Origin of the sequence: Chromobacterium phragmitis (genome assembly GCF_003325475.1) — a bacterium.
GTDB classification, from domain to species: Bacteria; Pseudomonadota; Gammaproteobacteria; order Burkholderiales; family Chromobacteriaceae; genus Chromobacterium; species Chromobacterium phragmitis.
In genome coordinates this window covers 4,720,902-4,745,956 of record NZ_CP029495.1, presented here as the reverse complement: position 1 = coordinate 4,745,956, position 25,055 = coordinate 4,720,902, and the positions used below count along the sequence as shown (strand labels likewise).

Sequence of the window (25,055 nt, the reverse complement as noted above, 5' to 3'; positions counted from 1 at the left end):
CGGATTTAGGCTTTCTTGGAAATATCGTCCAGCGCCAGATTCAACTCCAGCACATTGACCCGCGGCTCGCCCAGCAAGCCGAAGGTTTCGCCGACGATGCGGCTGTCCACCAGCTTGCGGACCGCGTCTGCCGGCAGTTTACGCGCGGCGGCGACGCGGTCAACCTGGTAGTAGGCGGAAGCGGCGGAGATCTCCGGGTCCAGTCCGCTGGCGGACGCGGTCACCAAGTCCACCGGCACCGGGCCGGTCTGAGTCGGGTGCGCCTTGCGGATCGTTTCCACATTGCCTTTCACCGCGGCCAACTGCGCCGGATTGGTCGGGCCCAGGTTGGCGCCGCCGGAGCTGCCGGCATTGTACGGCATCGGGCCGGTAGCCGACGGGCGGCCCCAGAAGTATTGCTCGCCGGCGAAGCTCTGGCCGATCAGGCGCGAGCCCACCACCTTGCCGTCTTTTTCGATCAGGCTGCCGTTGGCCTGCGCCGGGAACGCCGCCTGGGCGATGCCGGTGGCGGCCAGCGGGTAGGCGAGGCCGGTGATCAGCGACAGGCCGCCGAAGACCACCAGCAGGGGACGAATCAGTTTCATATCGTTTTCCTTTCGATTGCCGCCGGGCTCAGACCAGACCCAGCGCGCCAAGCAGCATGTCGATCAGCTTGATGCCGGCGAAGGGCACCAGCAGGCCGCCCAAGCCGTAGATCAGCAGGTTGTCGCGCAGCAGCTCGGCCGCGCTCTTGGCGTGGTATTTCACGCCTTTCAGCGCCAGCGGGATCAGGAACACGATGATGACCGCGTTGAAGATCACCGCCGACAGGATGGCGGACGCCGGGCTGTTGAGACCCATCACGTTCAGCGCGTTCAACTGCGGGTAGGTGCTGGCGAACGCCGCCGGAATGATGGCGAAGTACTTGGCCACGTCGTTGGCGATGGAGAAGGTGGTCAGCGAGCCGCGCGTCATCAGCATCTGCTTGCCGATTTCCACGATCTCGATCAGCTTGGTGGGGTTGGAATCCAGGTCCACCATGTTGCCGGCTTCCTTCGCCGCCTGAGTGCCGGTGTTCATCGCCACCGCCACGTCTGCCTGGGCCAGCGCCGGCGCGTCGTTGGTGCCGTCACCGGTCATCGCCACCAGCTTGCCTTCGGCCTGATGGCTGCGGATCAGCTTGAGCTTGGCTTCCGGCGTGGCCTCGGCCAGGTAGTCGTCCACGCCGGCCTCGGCGGCGATGGCGGCGGCGGTCAGCGGGTTGTCGCCGGTGATCATCACGGTCTTGATGCCCATCTGGCGCAGTTCGGCGAAGCGTTCCTTGATGCCGCCCTTGACGATGTCCTTCAGCTCGATCACGCCCAGCGCGCGGTTGCCCTCGGCTACCAGCAGCGGAGTGGAGCCGCGGCGCGCCACTTCGTCGGCGCTCTTGGACAGCGCGTCCGGGAACTGGCCGCCTTGCTCGGCGATGTGGCGGCGGATCGCGTCGATGGCGCCCTTGCGGATCTGGCGGCCGTCGTAGTCGATGCCGGACATCCGGGTTTGCGCGGTGAACGGGATGAACACGGCCTCATGGCTGGCCAGCTGGCGTTCGCGCAGATTGAATTTCTGCTTGGCCAGCACCACCACGCTGCGGCCTTCCGGCGTTTCGTCGGCCAGCGACGCCAGTTGGGCGGCGTCGGCCAGGTCTTTCTCCGACACGCCCGGCGCCGGGATGAAGGCCGATGCCTGGCGGTTGCCCAGCGTGATGGTGCCGGTCTTGTCCAACAGCAGCACGTCCACGTCGCCGGCGGCCTCCACCGCGCGACCGGAGGTGGCGATCACGTTGGCGCCCATCATGCGGCTCATGCCGGCCACGCCGATGGCGGACAAGAGACCGCCGATGGTGGTGGGGATCAGGCAAACCAGCAGCGCCACCAGGGTGGTGATGCTGATCGGGCTGCCGGCCTTGGCCGCGGCCACGCTGAACAAGGAGAAGGGCAGCAGGGTGACGGTCACGATCAGGAACACGATGGTCAGCGCGACCAAGAGGATGGTCAGCGCGATCTCGTTCGGCGTCTTCTGGCGCTTGGCGCCTTCCACCATCGCGATCATGCGGTCGAGGAAGGTTTCGCCCGGATTGACGGTGATCTTGACCACGATCCAGTCGGACAGCACGCGGGTGCCGCCGGTGACGGAGGAGAAGTCGCCGCCGGACTCGCGGATCACCGGCGCGGACTCGCCGGTGATGGCGGATTCGTCGACCGAGGCCACGCCTTCCACCACCTCGCCGTCCACCGGGATCACGTCTCCGGCTTCCACCAGCACGAAGTCGCCCTTGCGCAGGGAGGTGCCGTCGACGATGCTCTTGGCCGCGCCGTGATTGCCGCCGGCCAGTTTCTTGGCCACCACGTTTTTCTTGGCGGAGCGCAGGCTGGCGGCCTGGGCCTTGCTGCGGCCTTCGGCCAGCGCCTCGGCGAAGTTGGCGAACAGCACGGTGAACCACAGCCACAGCGCGATGCCCAGGATGAAGCCGGAGGAGGCTTCGCCATGGCCGCCCAGCGATTGCAGCCACAGGCCGGTGGCCAGAATGCTGCCCACGTAGACCACGAACATCACCGGATTGCGCCATTGGGTGCGAGGCGACAGCTTCTTGAACGAGTCGACGATGGCTGGTTTCACCAGCGCCGGGTCGAACAGCGACTTGCCTGCGCTCTTGTGGCTGGCGGCGGGGACCGCCAGGGCTTGGGAATGATTGTTGTCGTTCATTTCAGTTTCCTTGTCCTGCCGCTCAGCGGCCCGCAACCATCTGCAGGTGCTCGACCACCGGACCCAGCGCCAGTGCCGGCACGTAGTTCAGCGCGCCCACCAGCAAGACGGTGCCGATCAGCAGCGCAACGAACAGCGGACCATGGGTCGGCAGGGTGCCGCCGGTGACGGCCAGGCGCTTCTTGGCGGCCAGCGAGCCGGCGATGGCCAGGATGGGCACGATCATGAAGAAGCGGCCGAAGAACATGGCGATTCCGGTCATGATGTTGTAGAACGGCGTGTTGGCGGACAGGCCGGCGAAGGCGCTGCCGTTGTTGTTGGCGGCCGAGGTGAAGGCGTACAGCACTTCGCTGAAGCCATGCGCGCCGGGATTGAGGATGCCGGCCTGGCCCGCGCCCACGCTCACGGCGACGGCGGTCAGCGCCAACACCAGGGTCGGGGTCACCAGGATGGTGATCGCGGTCATCTTCATCTCGTAGGTTTCGATCTTCTTGCCCAGGTATTCCGGCGTGCGGCCCACCATCAGGCCGGCGATGAACACCGCCAGGATGGCGAAGATCAGCATGCCGTACAGGCCGGACCCGACGCCGCCGAACACCACTTCGCCCAACTGCATCAGGAAGGTCGGCACCATGCCGCCCAGCGGAGTCAGCGAGTCGTGCATCGCGTTGACCGCGCCGCAGGACGCGGAAGTGGTCACGGCGATGAACAGCGAGGTGTCGATCACGCCGAAGCGCGCTTCTTTGCCTTCCATATTGCCGCCCGACTGCAGCGCGCCGGCGCGCTGGTCTATGCCCATGGAGCCGTATTGCGGCACGCCGGCCTGCTCGGCGCTGGTGACAGCGTATACCGCGGCGGCGAACATGATGGTCATCGCGGCGAGGATGGCCCAGCCCTGGCGGCGGTCGCCCACCATGCGGCCAAACAGGAAGCACAGCGCCGCCGGAATCAGGAAGATGGCGATCACCTGCAGGAAGTTGGACAGCGGCGTCGGATTTTCATAAGGGTGGGCGGAGTTGGCGTTGAAGAAGCCGCCGCCGTTGGTGCCCAGCAGCTTGATGGCCTCCTGCGAGGCGACCGGTCCCATTGGCAGGGTCTGCGTCTGGGAGGTCTTGTCTTCCATCACCGGTTTGCCATTCTGGTCCAGCGCCGGCTTGCCTTCGGCGTCCAGCTTGGCTTGCTGGTATTTGACGGCTTCGACGGTGTGGACGTCCTGATAGGCAGACAGGTTCTGGATCACGCCCTGTTGGCTGAAAGCCAGCGCGAATATCAGCGACAGCGGCAGCAGCACGTACAGCGTCATCCGGGTGACATCCACCCAGAAGTTGCCGATCTTGGCGCTGCTGTGGCGGGCGAAGCCGCGGATCAGCGCGATCACCACCGCGGCGCCGGTGGCGGCGGACACGAAGTTCTGCACCGTCAGGCCCAGCATCTGGGTCAGGTAGCTCATCGTGGTTTCGCCGCCGTAGCCTTGCCAGTTGGTGTTGGTCACGAAGGAGATGGCGGTGTTGAACGAGGAGTCGGGCGATACCGCGCCCAGCGCCTGCGGGTTGAAGGGCAACGCGCCTTGCAGCCGCTGCAGCGCGTACAGGGCGATGACGCCCAGGATGTTGAACAGGATCAGCGCGACGGCATAGCCGCGCCAGCCCATTTCATCGTCTTGCTTGATGCCGGCAAGGCGGTAGAAGGCGCGCTCCAGCGGCGCGGCGAAACGCAGCGGGCCCACGTTCTCGCCCTGCATGACGCGGGTCATGTAAGCGCCCAGCGGCCAGGCCAGCGCGATCAGCACGAGCAGGAACAGCCCAAGTTGCAGCATGGCGGGTGTGCTCATGATTAGAAGTTCTCCGGCTTAAGCAGTGCGTAGATCAGATAGGCGAACAGCCCCAGCGCCAGCGCGGCGCTGATCAGGTACCAGAAGGTCATCGCTTTTCTCCCAGACGGTCGCAGGCTGCGATCAGGAGCCAGGTCAGCGCGCCGAACAGCGCGGCGAGGCCCAGGCAAAGCAGGTCCATAACGAAAATCTCCATGCGTAATGTGCGATGTGGAAGTTACGCAATCGGACGTCAAAAACCTGATAAAAGCGCGCGTGGCGACGTAAAGAAAATATAAAAATTATCTGGATGAACAATTTTTTGCTCAATTAATTAGCGTATTGGCCAATTTATTGGATTTTCTTTAGGTAAATAAGCCATGCTTTGGCTAGTTTCGACGCGTTGCCGGATCGGCTTCAACAGGCCATTGGGCCGGGAAGAGGGGATGTAAAGAAAAAACGAAAGACCCGGCCTCGGGGAGAGGAGAGTCGGCGGGGCCCGCGAGCCCCTGGGGTGGGATCAGAACAGATCGTCGCAGCGGTCCGCCAGGAAACGGGCGTCGTCGCGGTCGTGCGCGCGCTGGCGGACTTTTTGCTGGCGTGATCTTTCCTCGTCGCTCAATTGTGGCTTGGCCACCGCGTAGAGGAAGCTTTCATGCTGGTCTCGGGCTTGTTTTCTGCGAACGCTCAGGGGGATACGAGAAATCATCCTGCACCTTTCGATCTCGAAACGTGGACTTCTCAGGGGGCCTGGCGGCTGACAATCATGGGTTTGTCGCAAGCGGTCAGGCAACGCCCTGACAATGCCAAGGTGACGCGAATTTTCCGGTTTGTAAAGCGCTTGGGCGTAAATGAGGCGCCGGGTGTGGTGTTCCTTGTCGTTTTGTTCACATGAAAACATAGCCGGGCCGTGTTACGTGGGCTTGACGGGTCGATGAAACCTGTATGGAAGACGGGTTTTAGCTTGATTCATCATATTGTTGTAGCTAATAGGTCTAAATTGTTATAAGCAAAGCGCGTAGCATCAAGGACATCTTGCAGTATGAATGGGGATTCCGATGGATTTGGGATATACAGTGGCGGGGCTGGCCGTGGGTTTCATCGTCGGCCTGACCGGAGTCGGCGGAGGTTCGCTGATGACGCCCATCCTGTTGTGGTTCGGCATCTCGCCGGCTACCGCCGTCGGCACCGATCTGATGTATGCCGCGCTGACCAAGGCCGGCGGGGTGGTGGTGCATCATCGTCAGCGCCATATTGATTGGCGCATCACCTGGCATCTGGCCTTGGGCAGCGTGCCCGCGGCGCTGTTGACGCTGGGCCTGCTGTCCTGGATGCATGTGCCGTCCCAGGTGATGGATGCCTTGTTCCGCTTCGTGTTGGGCCTGGCCTTGATCCTGACCGCGCTGGCGATTCTGCTTAAACCCTGGCTGTTGAAGGTGGCTGGACGTCATGTGGCCCAGCTGGGCGCCGATGGCCGCTGGTGGCCGACCGCGCTGGTGGGCGCGGTGCTGGGCGTGTTGGTGACGCTGAGCTCCATCGGCGCCGGCGCGCTGGGCACGCTGGCGCTGTTCATGTTGTATCCCGCCTTGTCCACTTCCCGTCTGGTCGGGACAGAGATTGCCCATGCGGTGCCATTGACGCTGGTGGCCGGCCTTGGCCATGCCGGAATGGGGCATCTGGATTGGGTGCTGTTGCTGAAGCTGCTAAGCGGCTCGCTGCCAGGCATCTGGCTGGGCAGCAGGCTTGCTGGCCGCTTGTCGGATCATTGGCTGCGTCCCGCATTGGCGGTGATGCTGGCGCTGGTTGGAGGCAAGCTCGTGTTGTAACCGTTCTCCTGCTTGTGTTCCGCTCGCTGCTTGCGTTCGGCTGGCAGCCGTCAAGGATGGTGATAGCGTTTCAGCAGAGCGGCGTATCGGCCGTCCTGCTTGATTTTGTCCAAGGCGGCCTGCAGTCTGGCGGCGTATTCCGGATGGCTGTCTTTTTGCAGCGCGAAATAAAACTGGGTGCGGTCGTCCAGCGTCTGAACCGACTCCAGCCGTTCCGGATCCTGGCCTTGCTGGCGCGCGGCATAGCGTTGGAACAGGGCCACGCCGGCGCTGAATGCCACGCGGCGGGCGTACAGCAGTCTGGCCGATTGCGCCTCGTCATTGGTCAGCACCAGGTTCTGGTTGTCTTTGAAACCGAGATCTTCCAGCATTTTCTGTCCAGGCGTGTCTTTCGCCACGGCCACCTTGGATCGGCGCGCATCCTCCAGCGACGCGAAGGGGGCGGGGTGAGGTCCATCCAGGCGAAAGAGTTCGATCGGCAGCGGCAGCGCCGGGCCTATCCATTTGAACCACGTTTCCCGTTCAGGCGTTCTGACGGTCAGATACAGCAGGGTATTTGGCGTTTGTTGCGCTTCGCGCAGCGCCCGGCTCCATGGCTTGATTTCCCTCACCGCGCGCAGCCCGCTGTCTCGCAGCATCATCTGCAGCAATTCATTGGCGAAGCCTTTGGGAACGCCGTTCTCCTCGTAGCTGAGCGGCGGCAGGGTCTCGGTCAGCGCGTAAAGCTCGGGCGGAGGGGCTTCCGCGCGGGCCGGATGCGAGATAAGACCAAGCAGAAGGGCGGCGAGGACTGCGCGCATGGGCTTCTCCCGAGCGGAGCATTTGCTTACTCCCCACTATAAGCGCGAGGGATAAAAAAAGAGCCCCGGGGAAACCGGGGCGTCGAAGCAAACAACAAAGGAGAAGCCATAAGAAGCATGAACATATTAGTAATTTATGATTTCACATGCTTTGATTTGAAACAAACTTACAAATTTTCCATGTGTGGAATGTTTTTCTCCTTACAAATTTTAAGCAGCCAGCGTTTTGCTCAGCTCAATGCGCTCGTCGTCCACGCCGGCCGGATAGGGTTGAACCGCGCTCTGGCTATATCCCAGCCGCTGATAAAAGCGCAGGTTTTCGGGAAGTCGGCGCCGGGTGGACAGCTTGAGCCTGCGTACACCCTGGCGGCTGAGCTGAGCTTCGGCATGGCTCATCAGCGCCGAGCCCAGGCCGCTTCCCTGCCAATCCGGGTGGGTGCAGACGCGCTTGACTTCGGCGCAGCCGTCGTCGGGCGGGAGCACCAGCAGGCAGGCGAGGGGAGAGCCGCCGCGCTCGGCCAGGAAAATCTGGCTGCCGCTGGCCAGGTGGCCGGTGAGGCTGGCGACGGTTTCGTCCAGCGCGGTGGGACGGCTTGGCAGCATGGCTTGCAGCGGACCGAAGGATTGCTGCAGCAATAGGCAGACGGCGGGGAGATCATTCCAGTCGGCAAGGCGGAATGCGGTGTCGCTCACGGCGTGCTCCTGAGGATGGGCTGCCGTCGAGTGTAATGAAAAATGATGAACCTATGAAAAACGGCCGCATGGATTCCATGCGGCCGTTCATTCTTTGCAACAGCGGGGATGTTACAGCTTGCCCGCCACCCAGGCTTCCACGCCCGAGAGCGCGGCGTCCAGGTTTTCCGGCTGAGTGCCGCCGGCCTGGGCCATGTCCGGACGGCCGCCGCCCTTGCCGCCCACCTGCTGGGCGACGAAGTTGACCAGCTCGCCGGCCTTGACCTTGCCGGTCAGGTCGGCGGTGACGCCGGCCACCAGCGCCACTTTGCCATCGCCCTTGGCGGCCAGCACGATGGCGGCCGAACCCAGCTTGTCCTTCAGCTTGTCCAGCGTTTCGCGCAGCGCGGTGTTGTCGGCGCCCGGCAGTTCGGCGGCCAGCACCTTGACGCCGTTCACCACGGCGGCGCGGTCGGCCAGGCTGTCGCCGGCGGACGCGGCCAGCTGGCCCTTCAGCTTGGCCAGCTCCTTCTCCAGCGCTTTGGCGTTGTCCTGCAGCGCGGCGATCTTGGCCAGCACTTCCTCGCTGGTTTGCGCCTTCAGCGCGCCAGCGGCTTCCTTGATCAGCGCGTCCTGAGCCTGGATATAAGCCAGCGCGCCCGCGCCGGTCACGGCTTCGATGCGGCGCACGCCGGCGGCCACGCCGCCTTCGGCCACGATCTTGAACAGGCCGATGTCGCCGGTGCGTTTGACATGGGTGCCGCCGCACAGCTCGGCGGAGAAATCGCCCATAGTCAGCACGCGCACTTCTTCGCCGTATTTCTCGCCGAACAGCATCATCGCGCCGGACTTCTGCGCGTCGGCCATGCTCATCAGCTCGGCCTTCACTTCGTAGTTGGCGGCGATCACGTGGTTGACCACGCGTTCCAGCTCGGCGATCTGCTCAGCCGTCACGGCCTCGCCGTGGGCGAAGTCGAAGCGGGTGCGTTCCGGGTTGACCAGCGAACCCTTCTGCGCCACGTGGCTGCCCAGCACATGGCGCAGCGCCGCGTGCAGCAGGTGAGTGGCGGAGTGGTTGCGGGCGCTGGCCAGGCGCTGGTGCAGGTCGATGGTGGCGGTGACCGCGTCGCCCACCTTCAGCGCGCCGCGGGCAAGCCGGCCCTTGTGGCCGAAGACCGCGCCCTGGATTTTCTGGGTGTCGGCCACGTCGAACAGCGCGTCCAGGCCGCCGGTGGCGGAGACTTCGCCCACGTCGCCCACCTGGCCGCCGCCCTCGGCGTAGAAGGCGGTGTTGTCCAGCACCACGATGCCTTCGTCGCCGGCGGCCAGCGATTCAACCGGCTCGGTGCCCTTGTACAGCGCCAGCACCTTGGCTTCCACGCTGGACTTGTCGTAACCGTGGAAGCGGGTGTCGTCGCCGCTGTAGCTGAGCTTGCCGCTCATCTTGAAGTTGGAGCCGGCGCGGCCGCGCTCGCGCTGGGCCTCCATCGCGCGCTCGAAGCCTTCCAGGTCGGCGTGGATGCCGCGTTCGCGGCAGATGTCGGCGGTCAGGTCTACCGGGAAGCCGAAGGTGTCGTACAGCTTGAAGATGGTGTCGCCATCCAGCGCGGTCTTGCCGCCGTCCAGCGCGGCGTCCACCAGGGCCATGCCGTTTTCCAGCGTTTCGGCGAACTTGATTTCCTCGGCGCGGATGGCGTCTTCGATCTGGGCCTGCTTCTCCAGAAGGTCCGGATAGGCTTCGCCCATTTCGGCGGCCAGGTCGGCCACGATCTTGTGGAAGAACAGGCCCTTCTGGCCCAGTTTGTAGCCGTGGCGGATGGCGCGGCGGGCGATGCGGCGCAGCACGTAGCCGCGGCCTTCGTTGGACGGCAGGATGCCGTCGGCGATCATGAAGCAACAGGCGCGGATGTGGTCGGCGATCACTTTCAGCGACGGCACGTCCTGGCTGTAGGCCACGCCGGTTTCGCGGGCGGCGGCGCGCACCAGGCAGGCCAGCGCGTCGGTCTCGTAGTTGGACTTCACGTGCTGCAGCACGGTGGACAGGCGCTCCAGGCCCATGCCGGTGTCGACCGACGGCTTGGGCAGCGGGTGCAATACGCCGGCTTCGTCGCGGTTGAACTGCATGAAGACGTTGTTCCAGATCTCCATGAAGCGGTCGCCGTCTTCGTCCGGGCTGCCCGGAGGGCCGCCGGCGACGGACGGGCCGTGGTCGTAGAAGATCTCGGTGCACGGGCCGCAGGGGCCGGTGTCGCCCATGGTCCAGAAGTTGTCGGACGCGTACGGCGCGCCCTTGTTGTCGCCGATGCGGACGATCTTGTCGGCCGGCACGCCGACGGTCTTGTGCCAGATGTCGTAGGCTTCGTCGTCGGACGCGTACACCGTCACCATCAGCTTGTCTTTGGGCAGCGCCAGCCATTGTTCGCCGGTCAGGAATTCCCAGGCGAAGGTGATGGCGTCGCGCTTGAAGTAGTCGCCGAAACTGAAGTTGCCCAGCATTTCAAAGAAGGTATGGTGGCGCGCGGTGTAGCCGACGTTTTCCAGGTCGTTGTGCTTGCCGCCCGCGCGCAGGCATTTCTGGCTGGTGGTGGCGCGGGTGTAGTCGCGCTTCTCGAAGCCCAGGAACACGTCCTTGAACTGCACCATGCCGGCGACGGTGAACATCAGCGTCGGATCGTTGCCGGGGATCAGGCTGCTGGAGGGAACGACCTGGTGGCCTTTGGAGGCGAAGAAATCCAGGAATTTCTTGCGAATTTCAGAAGTTTTCATGATTTTCGGTCAATTTTTAAAATCTGGTCCGGGCGCCGTGCCGGGACGAATCCATCGATTGTGTCAAGCCGAAGCCTGGCTGGCAAGCGCTTCGCAGCGCCGCTTAAGGGCCTGGTTCATTTGCAGGATGCCCTGGCGGGCGCGTTCCAGCATGCCGTCTCCGCACAGCGGCAGCAGGATGCCGCTGAAATCCTCGCCGTGATGCAGACGGGTGCCGCCGCCGTCCAGCGGTTCCAGTTGGAAGTGGTGCGCGCCGTCCAGCAGGCCCGGCACCAGCAGCTTTCCGCGCCAGGCCAGCCGCGTTTGGACGTCGAACGCGGTCAGTCGCGGACGGAAGGTCGTGTGGCGGCCGCCGGGCGGATGCAAGGTGGCCACGAGCCGGGCGCCGGCTTCGTGGCGGCCGTGCAGGCCGACGATGAAGGGGTTCCATTCCGGGTAGCGGCGCCAGTCGGTCAGCACCTGCCATACCTGCTCGAGGCTGGCGGCGATGTCGATCTCGGTGGCGATGCTGCGCGTCGTGGCCATGGCTCAGTCCTCGTGGAAATCGTCGTCGGCGCCGGCAATCACTTGCCGGATCACGTCGGCCGGAAAGCCGCGCTGCGCCAGGAAGCGGTATTGCTTGGCCTTCTCCGCCGCGTCGGCGGGCGGGCGGCCGAATTTCTTGCGCCACTGCGCGCGCGCGCTGGCGAGGTCGTCCTGGCCGGACAGCGCCTCGCGTATGGTGTCGTCGTCGACGCCGCGCTGGCGCATTTCCTGCGCCAGACGGCGGCTGCCGAACTTGGCGCCCTTGCTGGCCGCGAATTGCTGGGCGAAGCGGCCGTCCGATTGCCAGTCGGCGGCGGCCAGCTCGTCCAGCGCGGCTTCCAGCTGTTCCGGGCTGTCGGCAAAAGGCGCGAGCCGCCGAACCAGTTCCCGCCGGGTGTATTCCCGGCGGGACAGCAGCTCGGCGGCCCGCGCCTTCAGGCTTTTGCCTTGCTCCGCCATCAGGCGTCGAAGGCGTCGTCGGCGAACTCTTCGTCGCCCTGGGCTTCGTTGATTTCGACCTTCACGCCCACCGCTTCGCGGATCTTGCGCTCGACCTCGTCGGCGATGGCCGGGTTGGCCTTCAGCCATTCGCGGGTGTTGTCCTTGCCCTGGCCGATTTTCTGGCCGTTGTAGGCGTACCAGGCGCCGGACTTGTCGATGAAGCCGTGCTTGACGCCCAGCTCGATGATTTCGCCCGGACGGGAGATGCCTTCGCCGTATAGGATTTCGAAATCGGCCTGGCGGAACGGCGGGGACACCTTGTTCTTCACCACTTTGACGCGGGTGTCGTTGCCGACCACCTCCTCGCCCTTCTTGATGCCGCCGGTGCGGCGGATGTCCAGGCGCACGGAGGCGTAGAACTTCAGCGCGTTGCCGCCGGTGGTGGTTTCCGGGTTGCCGAACATCACGCCGATCTTCATGCGGATCTGGTTGATGAAGATCACCAGGGTGTTGGTGCGCTTGATGTTGCCGGTCAGCTTGCGCAGCGCCTGGCTCATCAGGCGGGCTTGCAGGCCGACGTGGCTGTCGCCCATCTCGCCTTCGATTTCCGCTTTCGGCACCAGGGCGGCGACGGAATCGACCACGATCACGTCCACGCCGCTGGAGCGCACCAGCATGTCGCAGATTTCCAGCGCCTGTTCGCCGGTGTCAGGCTGCGAGATCAGCAGGTCTTCCACGTTGACGCCCAGCTTTTGCGCGTAGACCGGGTCCAGCGCGTTTTCGGCGTCGATGTAGGCGCAGGTGCCGCCCAGTTTTTGCGCCTCGGCCACCACCTGCAGACACAGGGTGGTCTTGCCGGACGATTCCGGGCCGTAGATTTCGACCACGCGGCCGCGCGGCAGGCCGCCGACGCCCAGCGCCAGGTCCAGGCTCAGCGAGCCGGTGGAGATCACTTGCAGGTTTTCGGTGATCTGGTTGTCGCTCATGCGCATGATCGAGCCCTTGCCGAACTGCTTTTCAATCTGGGCGAGGGCTGCGGCCAGCGCTTTGCTCTTGTCTTCGGAAGCCATGCTGTCTCCAAATGGGGTTGGTCGGACCAATGATGGGGGCGATTATCGCAGAAAACCAGAGGGCGAACAGCAGCTTGCCGGCCGTCGTTCGCATGCCGGTCGCGCAAAGCCCCGCCCAGGGCCTTCTGGCTCGGTGCAGGATGTGTACAATGGGAGGCATGATGAACGAACGCGCCCAACATTTGCTGAAGGCGCTGATCGAACGGTACATCGCCGACGGTCAGCCGGTCGCCTCCAAGACGCTGTCGCTGCTGCCCGGCGTGGAGCTGTCGTCGGCCACGGTGCGCAATGTGCTGGCCGATCTGGAAAGCATGGGGCTGATCGCTTCGCCCCACACCTCGGCGGGGCGGATTCCCACCGCGCGCGGCTACCGGCTGTTCGTCGACCGGCTGCTGACGATACGGCCGCTGGACGAGGTGTCGATGCACGAGCTGGAGCACACGCTGCAGCCGGACAGCCCGCAGCGCATCGCCCAGGCGGCGTCGTCGCTGCTGTCGGAGCTGACCAGCTTCGCCGGCGTGGTGCTGACGCCGCAGCGCAGCGACGTCGCCTTTCGCCAGATCGAATTCCTGCGCCTGTCCGAGCGGCGGGTGCTGATGATACTGGTGACGCTGGACGGCGACGTGCAGAACCACTTGCTGGCGACCGAACGCGACTACACGCTGTCCGAGCTGGTGGAGGCAGGCAACTTCATCAACCAGCATTATTCCGGCCAGGGCCTGAACGCGGTCACTTCGCGGGTGGAGAGCGAGCTCGCGCAGCTGCAGGGCGACATCGCCGAATTGATGGCCGCCGCGGTGAAGCTGGGGCAGCAAACGCTGGCCAAGCGCAACGAGGATGTGGTGGTCAGCGGCGGATCGCGCCTGCTGCAGGTGCATGATTTGTCCGACGATTTGTCGCGGCTGAGGGAGTTGTTCGGCGTGTTCGAGCGCAAGACCGAATTGTTGAAGCTGCTGTCGCAGGGCAGGGAGGCGCAGGGGGTGAACATTTTCATCGGCGAAGAGTCTGGAGTGATGACGCTGGACGAATGCTCGGTGGTGACCGCGCCCTACTGCATCAACGGCCAGGTGGTGGGCACGCTGGGCGTGGTCGGGCCTACCCGCATGGCTTACGAGCGGGTGATTCCCATCGTAGACATCACCGCCCGCCTGGTCGGCAACGCCCTGTCCTTCCGCGAGTGACGACGCGCCTACGCTCAATGCAAGAAAGCAAAACCATGAAATCGATGTTGAAACTGGCCATCGCCGCCGCCCTGGCCGCCGCGGCCTTCACCTCCGCCCCGGCGCAGGCCGACGCGGCCTTCCTGGCGCGTCCAGACGTGCAGCGCTATATCGACGAACAAGTGGCCAGCGGCCAGTTCAACCGCCCGGAGCTGGAGGCGGTGTTCGCCAATGTCGAGCTCAAGCCCAACATCATCCGGATTCTGGACAAGCCGTCCACCTCGCGGCCGTGGTACCAGTTCCGCGCGTCCACCGTCAGCGACAAGCTGATCGCCGACGGCGTCTCGTTCTGGCAAGCCAATGCCGACGCGCTGGCCCGCGCCGAGCGCCAGTACGGCGTGGCGCCGGAGGTGATCGTCGCCATTCTGGGCGTGGAGACGCACTATGGCCGCAATACCGGCAGCTTCCGGCTGGTGGACTCGCTGTCCACCATTGGCTTTGATTATCCGCGCCGCGCCCAGTATTTTCGCGGCGAGCTGACCCAGTTCCTGCTGCTGGCCAAGGAGGAGGGCAAGGACCCGCTGACCTTGAGAGGCTCTTACGCGGGCGCGATGGGCTTGCCGCAATTCATGCCATCCAGCTACCGCAAGTGGGCGGTGGATTTCGACGGCAGCGGCCATCGCGACATCTGGAACAATCCGCACGACGCCATCGGCAGCGTGGGCCATTACTTCCAACTGCACGGCTGGAAGCACGGCGACGACGTGGTGGCGCCGGCCAGCGTGGCGCCGGAAGCCCGAGTCGACAAGCTGCTGGCCGACAAATTCAACCTGCATTACACCGTGGGCGAGCTGCGCAAGATGGGCGTGGCGCCGCAGTCGCCGCTGGCCGACGACGTGCCTGCGGTGCTGTTCGCGCTGGAGAGCTCGCCCGGGGTCACCGAATATTGGCTGGGCCTGAATAATTTCTACGCCATTACCCGCTATAACCGCAGCACGCTGTATGCCAAGGCGGTGCAGGAAATCGCCGAGCAACTGCGCTCCCGCTACTACGCGACGCTGGCGCAGCGCCAGGAGCCGGCTTCCGCCGCCTGGTAAGCCCGCGGCGCACCGCTTGAATGCCGGCGCGCGCCGGCGAAACCTGTCGCCTTGCGCGGCAATTGCCATTAAAATCCGCCCCCATGAGCTATCAAGTCCTTGCCCGCAAGTGGCGGCCCAAGCGCTTCGCCGACCTGGTCGGCCAGGAGCACGTGGTCCGCGCCCTCTCCAACGCGCTGAAAGAGCAGCGGCTCCATCACGCCTACCTGCTGACCGGCACCCGGGGCGTAGGCAAGACCACCATCGCCCGCATTCTGGCCAAGAGCCTGAACTGCGAGACCGGCACCACGGCCGAGCCCTGCGGCGAATGCCAGGCCTGCCGCCAGATCGACAGCGGACGCTTCGTCGATCTGCTGGAAATCGACGCCGCGTCCAACACCGGCATCGACAATATCCGCGAAGTGCTGGAAAACGCCCAATACGCGCCGACCATGGGGCGCTTCAAGGTTTACATCATCGACGAAGTGCACATGCTCTCCAAGAGCGCCTTCAACGCGATGCTGAAGACGCTGGAAGAGCCGCCAGGCCACGTCAAGTTCATCCTGGCCACTACCGACCCGCAGAAAGTGCCGGTGACGGTGCTGTCGCGTTGCCTGCAGTTTTCCTTGCGCAATATGACGCCGCAGCAGGTGTCCAGCCACCTGGCGCACATGCTGGACATAGAAGGCATCCATTACGAGGCGCCGGCGCTGGCGCTGCTGGGACGCGCCGCGTCCGGCTCGATGCGCGACGCGCAGTCGTTGCTGGACCAGGCCATCGCCTATGGCCTGGGCGAGGTCAAGGAGGACGGCGTGCGCGCCATGCTGGGCGCGGTGGACCGCCGCTACCTGTTTACTCTGCTGCAGGCTCTGGCCGCGGCCGATGGTCCGGCGCTGATGGCAGAGGCCGACGGCTTGGCCGAGCGCGGCGTCAGTTTCGACGCTGCCTTGTCCGAACTGGCCGTGCTGCTGCAACAGCTGGCGCTGGCGCAGACGGTGCCGACGGCGCTGGCCGCCGACGAACCGGAGCGCGACACGTTGCTGGCGCTGGCCGACGCCATCGCGCCGCAGGACGTGCAGCTTTACTATCAGATCGCCATCCACGGCCGCAAGGATCTGGCGCTGGCGCCGGACGAGCACGCCGGCTTCAATATGGCGCTGCTGCGCATGCTGGCCTTCCATCCTGCCGTCGCGCCGACGGAAAGCGCCGCGCCCGCGCGTCCGGCCGCGCTTGCACAGCCTCGCCCGGCGGCGGCCGCCGCCGCGTTGGCCGCCAGCGCCTCGGCTCCTGTCGAGCGCGGACTGTCGCCCGCGGCGCGCGCGCTGCAGGCGGCCGGCCTAGGCTCGCAGCCGCAAGGCAAGCCCCGGGCAGCGGAGCCCGCACCGGCCGCCGAGCCGGAACCCGAGCCCGCGCCCCGGCCGCAGCGGGTTGCGGCGGAGTCGACTCCGCTGGCGCAGCCCAAGCCGGAAATCCAGCCTGAGCCGCATTTGCAGCCGGCGCCGGTTCAGGTTGCGTCCGCACCCGAGGCCGCTGTTCAGGAGGCGGAGGACGAGCGCGACGAGGAGGAGATCGTCGACGCGCCGTGGTCCGACGACGACGCGCTGCCGGACTATGCGATGCAGCCGCCGCTGGAGAACGAGGCGACGGAGTACCGATTTGATGGCGATTGGCAGCGGCTGGTGGCCGAGCTGGGCGTCAAGCTCGGCGCGGCGCGCATGCTGGCGTACAATGCCGTGCTGAAGCGCTGGAGCCAGGACCGCTTGGAACTGGCGGTGCCGGAAAGCTTCCGCCACATGAGCGGACGCGATTATCAGGACAAACTCAAAGCCGCGCTGGCCGAATGCTTCGGCCATGCGGTGGAGCTCGCGGTGACGGTGGAGGAGTTGGGGATGGAAACCCCGGCCATGACTGGAGCCCGGCTGCGCCAGGAGCAATTGGCCGCCGCCCGCGAGTGTTTGCAAAACGATCCGGTGGTGCAGCAAATGGTGCGCGAATTCGGCGCCACGCTGCTCATCGAGACCATTCAACCCTTACAGGAGTGACCGCGATGTTCGGTAAAGCTGGTATCGCCGGCCTGATGAAACAGGCCCAGCAAATGCAGGAAAACATGAAAAAGGCCCAGGAAGAACTGGCCCGCGTGGAAGTGGAAGGCCAGTCCGGCGCCGGCATGGTCAAGGTGGTGATGACCTGCTCTCACGATGTCAAGCGCGTCGCCATCGACGACAGCGTGCTGGACGACGCCAAGGAAGACAAGGAAATGCTGGAAGACCTGATCGCCGCCGCGTTCAACGACGCCGTGCGCAAGGTCGAGTCCACCACTCAGGAGCGGATGTCGGGCTTCACCAACGGCCTGAACCTTCCGGCCGGGATGAAGCTCCCCTTCTGATTCCAGGGCCCGGCGACGGGCCTTTTTCGCCGCCGCCGTGTTCGGGCATTTCGCCTTGCGCAGTCTTTGTCTTGCCTGCAAGAGCGGGCGTGGGCGGATGCGCTCAGTCCGGGCGGCGCCGGCGACGCGCTCTTTCTCTGGCGGCCTGCCGGTGGGCCGGGTGGCTTTCACGCCGCGCTGGCGGCGGCCGCCGCCGTGCCGGGCGTTGACTCCTGCGGTGTTCGCCTGGCGGCATGACTGGCCGCGCCTGCGTTGCCGCTGGCATGCCAAGATTTCCGTTCACGGCCGCAAGGCCGATTTTCCCAGGTTGATGCCGTGTCGATGAAGAACCCTCCCGCGCTGGAGCAATTGATCTCCGCCTTGAAAGTTTTGCCCGGCGTGGGCCCGAAAACCGCCCAGCGCATGGCTTTCCACCTGCTGCAGCGGGACAAGAAGGGCGCCGACAAGCTGGCGCGCGCGCTGGACGTGGCGTTGACCCGGCTGACGCATTGCCAGCGCTGCAATACTTTCAGCGAGTCCGAGCTGTGCCCGATCTGCGCTGACGAGAGCCGCCGCCAGGATCAGTTGTGCATCGTCGAGATGCCGGCCGACCTGATGATGCTGGAGCAGGCCAAATGCTTCGAGGGCCTGTATTTCGTGCTGATGGGCCGGATCTCGCCATTGGACAATATTGGTCCCAAGGACCTGAACCTGGACAAGCTGCTGACGCGCGCGCTGGACGGACAGGTGGGCGAGATCGTGATCGCCACCAACTTCACCGCCGAAGGCGAAGTCACCGCCCATATGCTGAGCGAGCTGTTCAAGGGGCGCGGCCTGGCGGTTACCCGCATCGCCCGCGGCATGCCGGCGGGCGGCGAGCTGGAGTATGTCGACCTGGGCACCCTGGCGCAGGCGGTGTACGAGCGCAGGGGCGTGTAGACTCGATATTGCGCCGTCATCGGCGGTTCATTAAAATGGCCGCTTCCTTTCCCCGTTTTCCTTCGCAGGAGTCTTGTCGACATGAACAAGTGATGCCTTCCCCGATTCGTTCCGCCGTCCGGCGCGTGCGAGCGTGCGCATCGCTTGTTTTCGACAATCCGTTCCGAATTCTTACCGTCCCGTTCGGGTCTGATGGGACGGTTCCGCGCAGCGCGCGCGTCGGCATTGCTTTCCCTTTTTCCCGCGGAGGTCAAGATGCCCGATGCCGTTCAACAAATTGATGTTTTTCATTACAACCAGGCCGCCTGGGACCAGCAGGCACGCGCCGATTGCGAGTGGTCGCGGCCGGTGGATGCCGCAGCGATCGCCGAAGCCAGGCAGGGACGCGTGCTGGCCAGACTGACGCCGGACCCGTTGCCGGCGGGCTGGCTCGACGATGCGCGCGATCTGGACATCCTGTGCCTGGCGTCCGGCGGCGGCCAGCAGGGGCCGCTGCTCGCCGCCGCCGGCGCGCGGGTGACGGTGCTGGACGCGTCGGCCGAGCAGTTGGCGCGCGACCGCGAGGTGGCCGAGCGCGAGGGGCTGGCGCTGCGGTTGGAGCAGGGGGACATGCGCGACTTGTCGCGCTTCGCCGACGCCAGCTTCGATTGCGTGTTCCACCCGATCTCCAATCTGTATGTGACGGAGGTGGCGCCGGTATGGCGCGAGTGCCATCGCGTGCTGAGGCCGGGAGGAGGCCTGTTGGCCAGCTTTTACAACCCGGCGGTGTTCGTCGCCGACCGCGATCCGGCGTTGCTGGAGCAAGGCCTGATCCGGCCGCGCTTCGTTACTCCATACTCCGACCTCGAGCATTTGTCCGAAGCCGAGCTGGAGGCGAAGCGAACGAGGGGCGAGGCGCTGGTGTTCGGTCATGGCCTGGGAGAATTGTTGGGCGGGCAAACCGCGGCCGGGTTTCTGATCGCCGGCTTTCATGAGGCCTGGCAGCCGCGGCCGCGCTTCCTGATTGAGCGCTACCTGCCCGCTTTCATGGCCACGTGGGCGATAAGGCCGGTTTGCATTCCTTCCGCGGCATGAATGAAAACAGCCCGGCAAGCTTGCTTGCCGGGCTGTTTTGTCCAGGAGGGCTTATTACTGCCAATCCACCAGCGCGTACAGCTTCTTGCCGCGCTTGAGCAGCGAGTATTGGCCGAACAGGCGCTCGTCGTCGCCGATGGCGTGCTCCAGGCTGTCCACCTTGATGCCGTTGACGCTGACCGCGCCGCTCTGGATGAAGGTGCGCGCCTCGCTCTTGGACTTGGCCAGGCCGCCGGCGGCCAGCGCGTCGATCAGGCCGCTGGCGCGCTTGTCCAGCTGGATGGTCGGCAGGCCGTCCTGCGCCAGCTGGGCGAAGTCGTCGGCGGTCAGGCTGGACAGATCGTTGCTGAACAGGCTGTGGGTGATGCGCTGCGCCGCTTCCAGCGCGGCCTTGCCGTGCACCAGCGCGGTCACTTGCTCGGCCAGGATGCGCTGGCCTTCCGGCTTGCCCTCGCGGGTCTTGTCGGCCTCTTCGATGGCGGCGATCTCGTCCACGGACAGGAAGGTGAAGTAACGCAGGAACTTGTACACGTCGGCGTCGGCGGTGGAAAGCCAGAACTGGTAGAAGGCGTAAGGCGAGGTTTTGCTCGCGTCCAGCCAGACCGCGTTGCCTTCGCTCTTGCCGAACTTGGTGCCGTCGGCCTTGGTGATCAAGGGCAGCGTCAGGCCGTACACCTGGGCCTGATGGATGCGGCGGGTCAGGTCGGTGCCGGCGGTGATGTTGCCCCACTGGTCGGAGCCGCCGATCTGCAGCTTGCAGCCGTGGCGGCGATACAGTTCGGCGAAGTCATAGCCCTGCAGCAGGCTGTAGGAGAATTCGGTGAACGAGATGCCCTGGTCTTCGCGGGCGATGCGCTGTTGCACGGCTTCCTTCTTGATCATGGCGTTGACCGAGAAATGCTTGCCGATGTCGCGCAGGAACTCCAGCGCGCCCATCTGGCCGAACCAGTCGTAGTTGTTGGCCATGATGGCGGCGTTGCCGCCTTCGAAGGACAGGAAGGGCTCCACCTGCTTGCGGATTTTATCCACCCAGCCTTCGATGATGTCCGGGGTGTTCAGTTTGCGTTCGGTGGCCTTGAAGCTCGGGTCGCCGATCATGCCGGTAGCGCCGCCGACCAGGGCCACCGGGCGGTGGCCGGCCTGCTGGAAGCGCTTGAGCATGAGAACCGGCACCAGATGGCCGAGGTGCAGGCTGTCCGCCGTCGGGTCGAAGCCGCAATAAAGCGTAACCGATTCCTTGTTCAGCAGTTCTTGCAGCGCGGCCATGTCGGTGGTTTGCGCGATGAGGCCGCGGGCCTCCAGATCCTGAAGAAGGGCGGTTTGCGTCATTTGACTGGGTCTCCAACACGGTAGAAAACAACGGCCCGTTGCGGGGCCGTCAGGGGATGCGGTTCCGACGCCGCTTCGCGTCGCCGGGAAAAACGCCCATCTTAACCGAAAATGGAGCGAATTGCGCCTCCAGGCGTAGAATGGCCACACCGAGAGCATGGGCGGGTTTGCCCGGATGCCGCATTGCGGCAAAATGTCGGGCGGGAAATCAGGAAAGGAAAGAATCGATGTCGCAGCAGGTCAAGGTATGGGATGTCCCCACTCGTTTGTTCCACTGGACGCTGGTGGGATTGTTCTGCGCCATGTGGTACTGCGCGGAGCAGGGCGGCGAATGGCTGCAATACCATATCTATTGCGGCGTCGCGCTGGCGTCGCTGCTGGTGTTCCGTCTGATCTGGGGCGTGATCGGCAGCCAAACCGCGCGTTTTGCCAGCTTCGTGCGCGGTCCGAAAGCCATCCTGCGCTATCTGCGCGGTGAATTGCCGGAGCATGAGGCGCCGGGCCACAATCCGATGGGCGGCTGGATGGTGGTGCTCATGCTGCTGGCGCTGGCCGCGCAGGTGCTGACTGGCTTGTTCGCCGCCGACGTGGACAGCTATCTGTACGACGGCCCGTTGGCCAAGCATCTCGACAGCGGCCTGGCCGAATCCGCAACCGGCATCCACAAGCTGCTGTTCAACGGCCTGTTGGGCCTGGTGGCGCTGCACATCGCCGCCATCGTCGTCTACCGGGTGGTGAAGAAGCAGAATCTGGTGGGGCCGATGCTCACTGGCTACAAGAAAATGGCCGGTGAGAAGCCTAGCCTGCGTTTTGCGCACGGCGCGCTGGCCTTGGCTGCGCTGTTGCTGTCGGCCGGCGGCTTGTATTTCGCGCTGCTGCGGTAAGTTCTAGCCGCATAGTCTGCGGCGTGTCGTTGAAAACGGCTTTCGCTTGCGTGCCGATTGCCAGGTAAACGGCATGAGGCTGCCATCGAGGCGGCGCGTCGGTTGTGCGGCGCGCCGCCGCTGCACTTCAGCTTGTCAGCGGGGCCCCAGGATTTGCCGCAGGCTGCTGGCAGGCGGCGCGCCCTGCACCTTCTGCATTTTCCCTTTGTCATCCTTGAAGAAAATCATCGGCGTGGCGAACGCGCCGAAGCGCTCCATCAACCGGTGGTTGCTGTCCAGCTTGGCCTGGATGGCCGGCGGAATAGGGGCCAATGGTTTGACCCCGCCGCTGGCGTGTTGCCGCTCGTGGCGGTCGAAAGCGGCTGCCGGGTCGCGGTCGCCCAGAATGGCCGCCGCCTTGCCGGGGCTGTCCGGTTTGATGATGCCCACCATGATATGGCGGATTTGCACTTTTCCGGCAGCGACCCAGGGGCGGGCGTCATTCCAGAACTTGTTGCAGTAAGGGCAATTGGGGTCGGTGAAAGCGTAGAGCACGCGAGGCGCCTTGCCATCGCCATCGGCGATCCAGAAACTGTTCTCCAGTTGCCGCCAGAGCGTTTCACTGAACTGCTTGTCCAAGCCAGCCTGATTCCAGACTTGTCCTTTGCCATCCAGCATGGCGCCGACAATGGCCTGCTTGCCGTCCGCGGTGAGGTAGATCGTTTGCGGCCGGCCCAGGTAGAGAGAGGCGTAACCGGTCATGCCGCTGGGGGCGGAGAAGCGGTCCAGGATTTCATAGCCTTGCTGTTCCAGCGCCCGCAGCGGCGCGGGCAAGGGTTTGGCCGGTGCGGCTAGCGCGGGCAGGCTAAGCGGCAGGGCCAGTAGCGGCAGCAGCCAGTTTCGGCGGGAGGTGGTCATCGGGTGTCCTTTGCGGAATGGGGGGCGTCGCGCAGCGCAGCCAGCTTGCTGGCCAGCGTGGCGGCGGAGAGTTCGCCCAAGTGGGTGGCGGCCAGGCGGCCTTGCGCATTGAAAAACAGAGTAGTGGGCAGCGCGGCGGAGCCGTATTCGGCGCCCAGCGCGCTGCTGGGGTCGAGCAGCACATGCCCCAGCCGCAATCCTTCCGTTTGCAGGTATTGATTGACCGTAGCGGCGTCCTCGCCTTGGTTGGCGAAGACGAAGCGGATGTCCGGCTCGTTTTGCAGGGCGCTCTGCAAGAGAGGCATTTCGCGGCGGCACGGCGGGCACCAGCTGGCCCACAGATTCACCACTGTGGGATGTCCCTGCGCCAAGGCCGGCAGCGAAACGGGGGCGCCGGACAAGCTGCGCAGAGTTTGGCCGGAGAGCGGCGGCGCGTCCTCGCGCGCGAGCCATGCCTGGGCGGATGCGTAGACCAGTGCGCCGGCCAGCAGCGCCGCCGTGAGCGGCTGGCGCAGGGCGGGCTGCGTCCAGCCGCGCCATAGCGCGAAGGCCAAGGAGCCTAGCGCGCCGGCCCACAGCGAAAAGCCGCCGTCGCGCAGGTCCAGCATGCTCCAGGGCTGCGCCTGGTATGGTTCGAACCAGATGGCGATAAAGCCCAGCCGCGCGGCCAGCGCGCCCCATAGCAGCATGTCGTTGAGGTCGCAGGCCACGCTGACGCCCTGGCGGCGGCCGGCCAGCCAGCCCGCGCAATGGGCGGCCAGCAGCGCGCCGCCCAGCAGCGCGGCGGCAGAGGGGATGGCCAGCGGGCCTAAGTGGAAGCTCAGCATGGTCATCCTTGTTCTTTGGCCCGTTTCAAACGGGTGAGGAATTCATCGGCGCTCAATTTGCCGATGATGCGCTGCGCGCGGCGCTCCTTGCCGTCCGGGCCGATCAGCAGCAGGGTGGGCGGTCCCAACACCTGGCGCGAGGCCATCAGCTGGCTGCTGTCGTCGTTGGCTGCGGTGACGTCAGGGCGCAGCAGGCGCATGCCGGCCAAGGCTTGTCGCACGCGTGCATCACCAAACACTTCATGCTCGATCTCCTTGCAGGCCACGCACCAGTCGGCGTAGTAGTCCACCAGCGTCCATTGCCCCTTGGCGCGGGCGGCGTCAAGTTCCCGCTGCAAGGCGGCGGGGCTGCGCAGTGTGGTGAAGGCATCCATCGCCGAGGCCGGCGCACCGGCGCTTGAGGACAGGGAGAAGGCCAAAGGCTGCAGCGGGTTGCCTTGGCCGGCGGCCGCGCCCAGCAGCATGGCGGCAGACCACAATCCCAGCAAGACGGCGCTGCCGCGCAGCAACCATTGCCGGCCGCTGGCTTGCCAGGGATGGCTGATGCTGAACAGCCACACCGCCAGGGCGAACAGCCACGCGCCGGACAAGGCCAACGCGGCGGCGGCGGGCAGCACCCGCGCCAGGAACCAGATGGCCATCGCCAGCAGCACAAAGCCGAAGGCTGCCTTAACGCGGTTCATCCACAAGCCAGGACGCGGCAGCAGCTTGGCCCCCAGCGCGCCCACCGCCAGCAGCGGCGCGCCCATGCCCAGGCCCATGGCCAGCAGCGCCAGGCTGCCCTTGAGCACATCGCCGCTTTCGCTGATGTACAACAGCGCGCCGGCCAGCGGCGCGGTCATGCACGGGCCCACCAGCAAGGCCGACAACACGCCCATGCCGGCCGCGCCGCCAAGGGTGCCGCCTTGCTGGCGCTGGCTGGCTTGGTTCAGGCGGTCGCGGATGAAGGCGGGCAGCTGCAATTCGTAGACGCCGAACATCGCCAGCGCCAGCAGGACGAACAAGGCTGCGAACACGCCTAACGCCCATGGCGTTTGCAGGGCGGCTTGCAGATTGGCCCCCATGGCGGCGGCGGCCGCGCCCAGCGCGGCGTAAGTCAGCGCCATCGGCAATACAAAAGCCAGCGCCAGCGCGAAGCCGCGCTTGGGGCTGGCGCCGCTGCCGACGATCAGGCTGCTGAGTATCGGCACCATAGGCAGCACGCAGGGGGTGAAGGTCATCAGCAGGCCCAGGCCGAAAAAGGCCAGCAGCACCCAGGCGATGCCCGCTTGCGCCAGCCGGTCGGCCAGCGCTTGGTCCTCGCCCTGCGCGCTGGCGTCGCTTGCGGCGGTACCCGGCGCGATGTCAGCTGCGGCGCTGGCTGGCGGCGCGTGGTTTTGCAGCGTGATCACGCGGCTTTGCGGCGGATAGCACAGGCCGGCCTTGGCGCAGCCTTGCCAGCCTATGCGCAGCTGGCGCGCTTGATTGGCTTGCACCAGCACTTCTAGATGCTTGAAGTACACTTCCGATTCGCCGAAGAATTCGTCGGAAACGATTTGGCCCGCCGGCATTTCCAGCGATGGCGCGTCGCCGGCCGGCACGGCTTCCACTTTGATGTTCTTGCGGTACAGATAGTAGCCGTCGCTGATGTCCCAGCTCAGCTTGACCTGGCCGTCTCCCAGTTCGGCCACGCTAAGCCGGAACGCTTGCTCCGGCGGCAGAAAATCGGTTTGCGCGCCGGCGGGCGCGGCCCACGCCAGCGCGAGCAGGAACAGGCTCCAGATTAAGCGCAACATTGGCATCTCCTCATGGTTGGGATGCCGGGAAGCCTGCTGGCGGGGGATTAAGGCGGCGTTAACTATGGGATAATCCGCCGCGCGCAAGCTTG

23 protein-coding genes are annotated in these 25,055 nt (G+C 65.2%); 8 read left to right on the top strand and 15 right to left on the bottom strand.

The genetic code is table 11. The features are described 5' to 3' along the window. Positions 1 to 5 precede the first annotated feature (5 nt). The 5 genes from kdpC to DK842_RS23230 form a co-directional block, all read right to left on the bottom strand. Positions 6 to 584 carry a potassium-transporting ATPase subunit KdpC gene (kdpC, locus tag DK842_RS22525; protein ID WP_076225762.1) on the bottom strand — a complete coding sequence of 193 codons (579 nt, stop codon included), beginning with the start codon at positions 582 to 584 and terminating at the stop codon, positions 6 to 8. A gap of 28 nt (positions 585 to 612) precedes the next feature. Next, positions 613 to 2,727: a potassium-transporting ATPase subunit KdpB gene (kdpB, locus tag DK842_RS22520; protein ID WP_114063492.1), complete on the bottom strand. Its 2,115-nt coding sequence runs from the start codon at positions 2,725 to 2,727 to the stop codon at positions 613 to 615. A gap of 22 nt (positions 2,728 to 2,749) precedes the next feature. Further along, complete coding sequence (gene kdpA, locus DK842_RS22515) at positions 2,750 to 4,558, bottom strand: potassium-transporting ATPase subunit KdpA (protein WP_114063491.1); 1,809 nt, start codon at positions 4,556 to 4,558, stop codon at positions 2,750 to 2,752. A 2-nt stretch (positions 4,559 to 4,560) separates the two neighbouring features. Then, entirely contained in the window at positions 4,561 to 4,650 is a 90-nt protein-coding gene (kdpF, locus tag DK842_RS22510) for a K(+)-transporting ATPase subunit F (RefSeq protein WP_076225764.1), read from the bottom strand. A 407-nt stretch (positions 4,651 to 5,057) separates the two neighbouring features. Further along, a complete protein-coding gene (locus DK842_RS23230) occupies positions 5,058 to 5,246 on the bottom strand; it encodes a hypothetical protein (protein ID WP_011135152.1) in 189 nt (62 codons plus the stop codon). Between the two features lie 349 nt (positions 5,247 to 5,595). Here DK842_RS23230 and DK842_RS22495 point away from each other — a divergent pair, with 349 nt between their 5' ends. Beyond that, complete coding sequence (locus DK842_RS22495) at positions 5,596 to 6,363, top strand: sulfite exporter TauE/SafE family protein (protein WP_076225766.1); 768 nt, start codon at positions 5,596 to 5,598, stop codon at positions 6,361 to 6,363. Between the two features lie 50 nt (positions 6,364 to 6,413). On the opposite strand, the gene DK842_RS22490 is transcribed toward DK842_RS22495, so the two are convergent. From DK842_RS22490 to recA, 6 genes are all read right to left on the bottom strand, one after another. Beyond that, positions 6,414 to 7,163, bottom strand: coding sequence for a substrate-binding periplasmic protein (locus DK842_RS22490; RefSeq protein WP_114063489.1), 750 nt, complete (start codon positions 7,161 to 7,163; stop codon positions 6,414 to 6,416). A gap of 210 nt (positions 7,164 to 7,373) precedes the next feature. Beyond that, positions 7,374 to 7,856, bottom strand: a complete 483-nt coding sequence (locus DK842_RS22485) for a GNAT family N-acetyltransferase (protein WP_131825716.1) — start codon at positions 7,854 to 7,856, stop codon at positions 7,374 to 7,376. A gap of 111 nt (positions 7,857 to 7,967) precedes the next feature. Next, complete coding sequence (gene alaS / locus DK842_RS22480) at positions 7,968 to 10,601, bottom strand: alanine--tRNA ligase (protein ID WP_114063488.1); 2,634 nt, start codon at positions 10,599 to 10,601, stop codon at positions 7,968 to 7,970. 63 nt (positions 10,602 to 10,664) lie between these two features. Further along, on the bottom strand, positions 10,665 to 11,126 hold the full coding sequence (locus DK842_RS22475) for an SRPBCC domain-containing protein (protein ID WP_114063487.1): 462 nt from the start codon (positions 11,124 to 11,126) through the stop codon (positions 10,665 to 10,667). Positions 11,127 to 11,129: 3 nt separating this feature from the next. Then, complete coding sequence (recX, locus tag DK842_RS22470; protein WP_076225771.1) at positions 11,130 to 11,585, bottom strand: recombination regulator RecX; 456 nt, start codon at positions 11,583 to 11,585, stop codon at positions 11,130 to 11,132. Then, positions 11,585 to 12,637 (bottom strand): recombinase RecA, encoded by a 1,053-nt coding sequence (recA, locus tag DK842_RS22465; RefSeq protein ID WP_076225772.1) that lies wholly within the window; start codon positions 12,635 to 12,637, stop codon positions 11,585 to 11,587. Before recA ends, recX begins: the two co-directional genes overlap by 1 nt. A gap of 161 nt (positions 12,638 to 12,798) precedes the next feature. Between recA and hrcA the strand changes: the two genes are divergently transcribed. The 6 genes from hrcA (at position 12,799) to DK842_RS22435 (ending at position 19,251) form a co-directional block, all read left to right on the top strand. After that, positions 12,799 to 13,818 (top strand): heat-inducible transcriptional repressor HrcA, encoded by a 1,020-nt coding sequence (hrcA, locus tag DK842_RS22460; protein ID WP_232538560.1) that lies wholly within the window; start codon positions 12,799 to 12,801, stop codon positions 13,816 to 13,818. A 35-nt stretch (positions 13,819 to 13,853) separates the two neighbouring features. Further along, positions 13,854 to 14,894, top strand: coding sequence for a lytic murein transglycosylase B (mltB, locus tag DK842_RS22455; RefSeq protein WP_114063856.1), 1,041 nt, complete (start codon positions 13,854 to 13,856; stop codon positions 14,892 to 14,894). A gap of 83 nt (positions 14,895 to 14,977) precedes the next feature. Then, positions 14,978 to 16,915: a DNA polymerase III subunit gamma/tau gene (gene dnaX, locus DK842_RS22450; protein WP_114063486.1), complete on the top strand. Its 1,938-nt coding sequence runs from the start codon at positions 14,978 to 14,980 to the stop codon at positions 16,913 to 16,915. A gap of 5 nt (positions 16,916 to 16,920) precedes the next feature. After that, on the top strand, positions 16,921 to 17,259 hold the full coding sequence (locus tag DK842_RS22445) for a YbaB/EbfC family nucleoid-associated protein (RefSeq protein WP_114063485.1): 339 nt from the start codon (positions 16,921 to 16,923) through the stop codon (positions 17,257 to 17,259). Between the two features lie 321 nt (positions 17,260 to 17,580). Beyond that, positions 17,581 to 18,177 (top strand): recombination mediator RecR, encoded by a 597-nt coding sequence (recR, locus tag DK842_RS22440; protein ID WP_114063484.1) that lies wholly within the window; start codon positions 17,581 to 17,583, stop codon positions 18,175 to 18,177. Between the two features lie 255 nt (positions 18,178 to 18,432). Beyond that, positions 18,433 to 19,251 carry a class I SAM-dependent methyltransferase gene (locus tag DK842_RS22435; RefSeq protein ID WP_114063483.1) on the top strand — a complete coding sequence of 273 codons (819 nt, stop codon included), beginning with the start codon at positions 18,433 to 18,435 and terminating at the stop codon, positions 19,249 to 19,251. Between the two features lie 54 nt (positions 19,252 to 19,305). Here DK842_RS22435 and tyrS read toward each other — a convergent pair whose 3' ends face one another. Then, positions 19,306 to 20,580, bottom strand: a complete 1,275-nt coding sequence (gene tyrS, locus DK842_RS22430; protein ID WP_114063482.1) for a tyrosine--tRNA ligase — start codon at positions 20,578 to 20,580, stop codon at positions 19,306 to 19,308. Positions 20,581 to 20,807: 227 nt separating this feature from the next. Between tyrS and DK842_RS22425 the strand changes: the two genes are divergently transcribed. Next, a complete protein-coding gene (locus tag DK842_RS22425) occupies positions 20,808 to 21,464 on the top strand; it encodes a cytochrome b/b6 domain-containing protein (protein ID WP_114063481.1) in 657 nt (218 codons plus the stop codon). 135 nt (positions 21,465 to 21,599) lie between these two features. On the opposite strand, the gene dsbG is transcribed toward DK842_RS22425, so the two are convergent. The 3 genes from dsbG to dsbD are packed head-to-tail and all read right to left on the bottom strand — an operon-like array spanning position 21,600 to position 24,963. Then, complete coding sequence (gene dsbG / locus DK842_RS22420; protein WP_114063480.1) at positions 21,600 to 22,361, bottom strand: thiol:disulfide interchange protein DsbG; 762 nt, start codon at positions 22,359 to 22,361, stop codon at positions 21,600 to 21,602. Next, on the bottom strand, positions 22,358 to 23,194 hold the full coding sequence (locus tag DK842_RS22415; RefSeq protein WP_198414599.1) for a TlpA disulfide reductase family protein: 837 nt from the start codon (positions 23,192 to 23,194) through the stop codon (positions 22,358 to 22,360). Before DK842_RS22415 ends, dsbG begins: the two co-directional genes overlap by 4 nt. After that, complete coding sequence (dsbD, locus tag DK842_RS22410; RefSeq protein WP_114063479.1) at positions 23,191 to 24,963, bottom strand: protein-disulfide reductase DsbD; 1,773 nt, start codon at positions 24,961 to 24,963, stop codon at positions 23,191 to 23,193. The genes DK842_RS22415 and dsbD overlap by 4 nt, the downstream gene beginning before the upstream one ends. Between the last annotated feature and the right edge of the window lie 92 nt (positions 24,964 to 25,055).

What these genes read in the sequence shown, in the direction of transcription:
- kdpC (WP_076225762.1), bottom strand. Translation starts at nt 584, where the DNA reads ATGAAACTGATTCGTCCCCTGCTGGTGGTCTTCGGCGGCCTGTCGCTG.
- kdpB (WP_114063492.1), bottom strand. Translation starts at nt 2,727, where the DNA reads ATGAACGACAACAATCATTCCCAAGCCCTGGCGGTCCCCGCCGCCAGC.
- kdpA (WP_114063491.1), bottom strand. Translation starts at nt 4,558, where the DNA reads ATGAGCACACCCGCCATGCTGCAACTTGGGCTGTTCCTGCTCGTGCTG.
- kdpF (WP_076225764.1), bottom strand. Translation starts at nt 4,650, where the DNA reads ATGACCTTCTGGTACCTGATCAGCGCCGCGCTGGCGCTGGGGCTGTTC.
- DK842_RS23230 (WP_011135152.1), bottom strand. Translation starts at nt 5,246, where the DNA reads ATGATTTCTCGTATCCCCCTGAGCGTTCGCAGAAAACAAGCCCGAGAC.
- DK842_RS22495 (WP_076225766.1), top strand. Translation starts at nt 5,596, where the DNA reads ATGGATTTGGGATATACAGTGGCGGGGCTGGCCGTGGGTTTCATCGTC.
- DK842_RS22490 (WP_114063489.1), bottom strand. Translation starts at nt 7,163, where the DNA reads ATGCGCGCAGTCCTCGCCGCCCTTCTGCTTGGTCTTATCTCGCATCCG.
- alaS (WP_114063488.1), bottom strand. Translation starts at nt 10,601, where the DNA reads ATGAAAACTTCTGAAATTCGCAAGAAATTCCTGGATTTCTTCGCCTCC.
- DK842_RS22475 (WP_114063487.1), bottom strand. Translation starts at nt 11,126, where the DNA reads ATGGCCACGACGCGCAGCATCGCCACCGAGATCGACATCGCCGCCAGC.
- recX (WP_076225771.1), bottom strand. Translation starts at nt 11,585, where the DNA reads ATGGCGGAGCAAGGCAAAAGCCTGAAGGCGCGGGCCGCCGAGCTGCTG.
- recA (WP_076225772.1), bottom strand. Translation starts at nt 12,637, where the DNA reads ATGGCTTCCGAAGACAAGAGCAAAGCGCTGGCCGCAGCCCTCGCCCAG.
- hrcA (WP_232538560.1), top strand. Translation starts at nt 12,799, where the DNA reads ATGAACGAACGCGCCCAACATTTGCTGAAGGCGCTGATCGAACGGTAC.
- mltB (WP_114063856.1), top strand. Translation starts at nt 13,854, where the DNA reads ATGAAATCGATGTTGAAACTGGCCATCGCCGCCGCCCTGGCCGCCGCG.
- dnaX (WP_114063486.1), top strand. Translation starts at nt 14,978, where the DNA reads ATGAGCTATCAAGTCCTTGCCCGCAAGTGGCGGCCCAAGCGCTTCGCC.
- DK842_RS22445 (WP_114063485.1), top strand. Translation starts at nt 16,921, where the DNA reads ATGTTCGGTAAAGCTGGTATCGCCGGCCTGATGAAACAGGCCCAGCAA.
- recR (WP_114063484.1), top strand. Translation starts at nt 17,581, where the DNA reads ATGAAGAACCCTCCCGCGCTGGAGCAATTGATCTCCGCCTTGAAAGTT.
- DK842_RS22435 (WP_114063483.1), top strand. Translation starts at nt 18,433, where the DNA reads ATGCCCGATGCCGTTCAACAAATTGATGTTTTTCATTACAACCAGGCC.
- tyrS (WP_114063482.1), bottom strand. Translation starts at nt 20,580, where the DNA reads ATGACGCAAACCGCCCTTCTTCAGGATCTGGAGGCCCGCGGCCTCATC.
- DK842_RS22425 (WP_114063481.1), top strand. Translation starts at nt 20,808, where the DNA reads ATGTCGCAGCAGGTCAAGGTATGGGATGTCCCCACTCGTTTGTTCCAC.
- dsbG (WP_114063480.1), bottom strand. Translation starts at nt 22,361, where the DNA reads ATGACCACCTCCCGCCGAAACTGGCTGCTGCCGCTACTGGCCCTGCCG.
- DK842_RS22415 (WP_198414599.1), bottom strand. Translation starts at nt 23,194, where the DNA reads ATGACCATGCTGAGCTTCCACTTAGGCCCGCTGGCCATCCCCTCTGCC.
- dsbD (WP_114063479.1), bottom strand. Translation starts at nt 24,963, where the DNA reads ATGTTGCGCTTAATCTGGAGCCTGTTCCTGCTCGCGCTGGCGTGGGCC.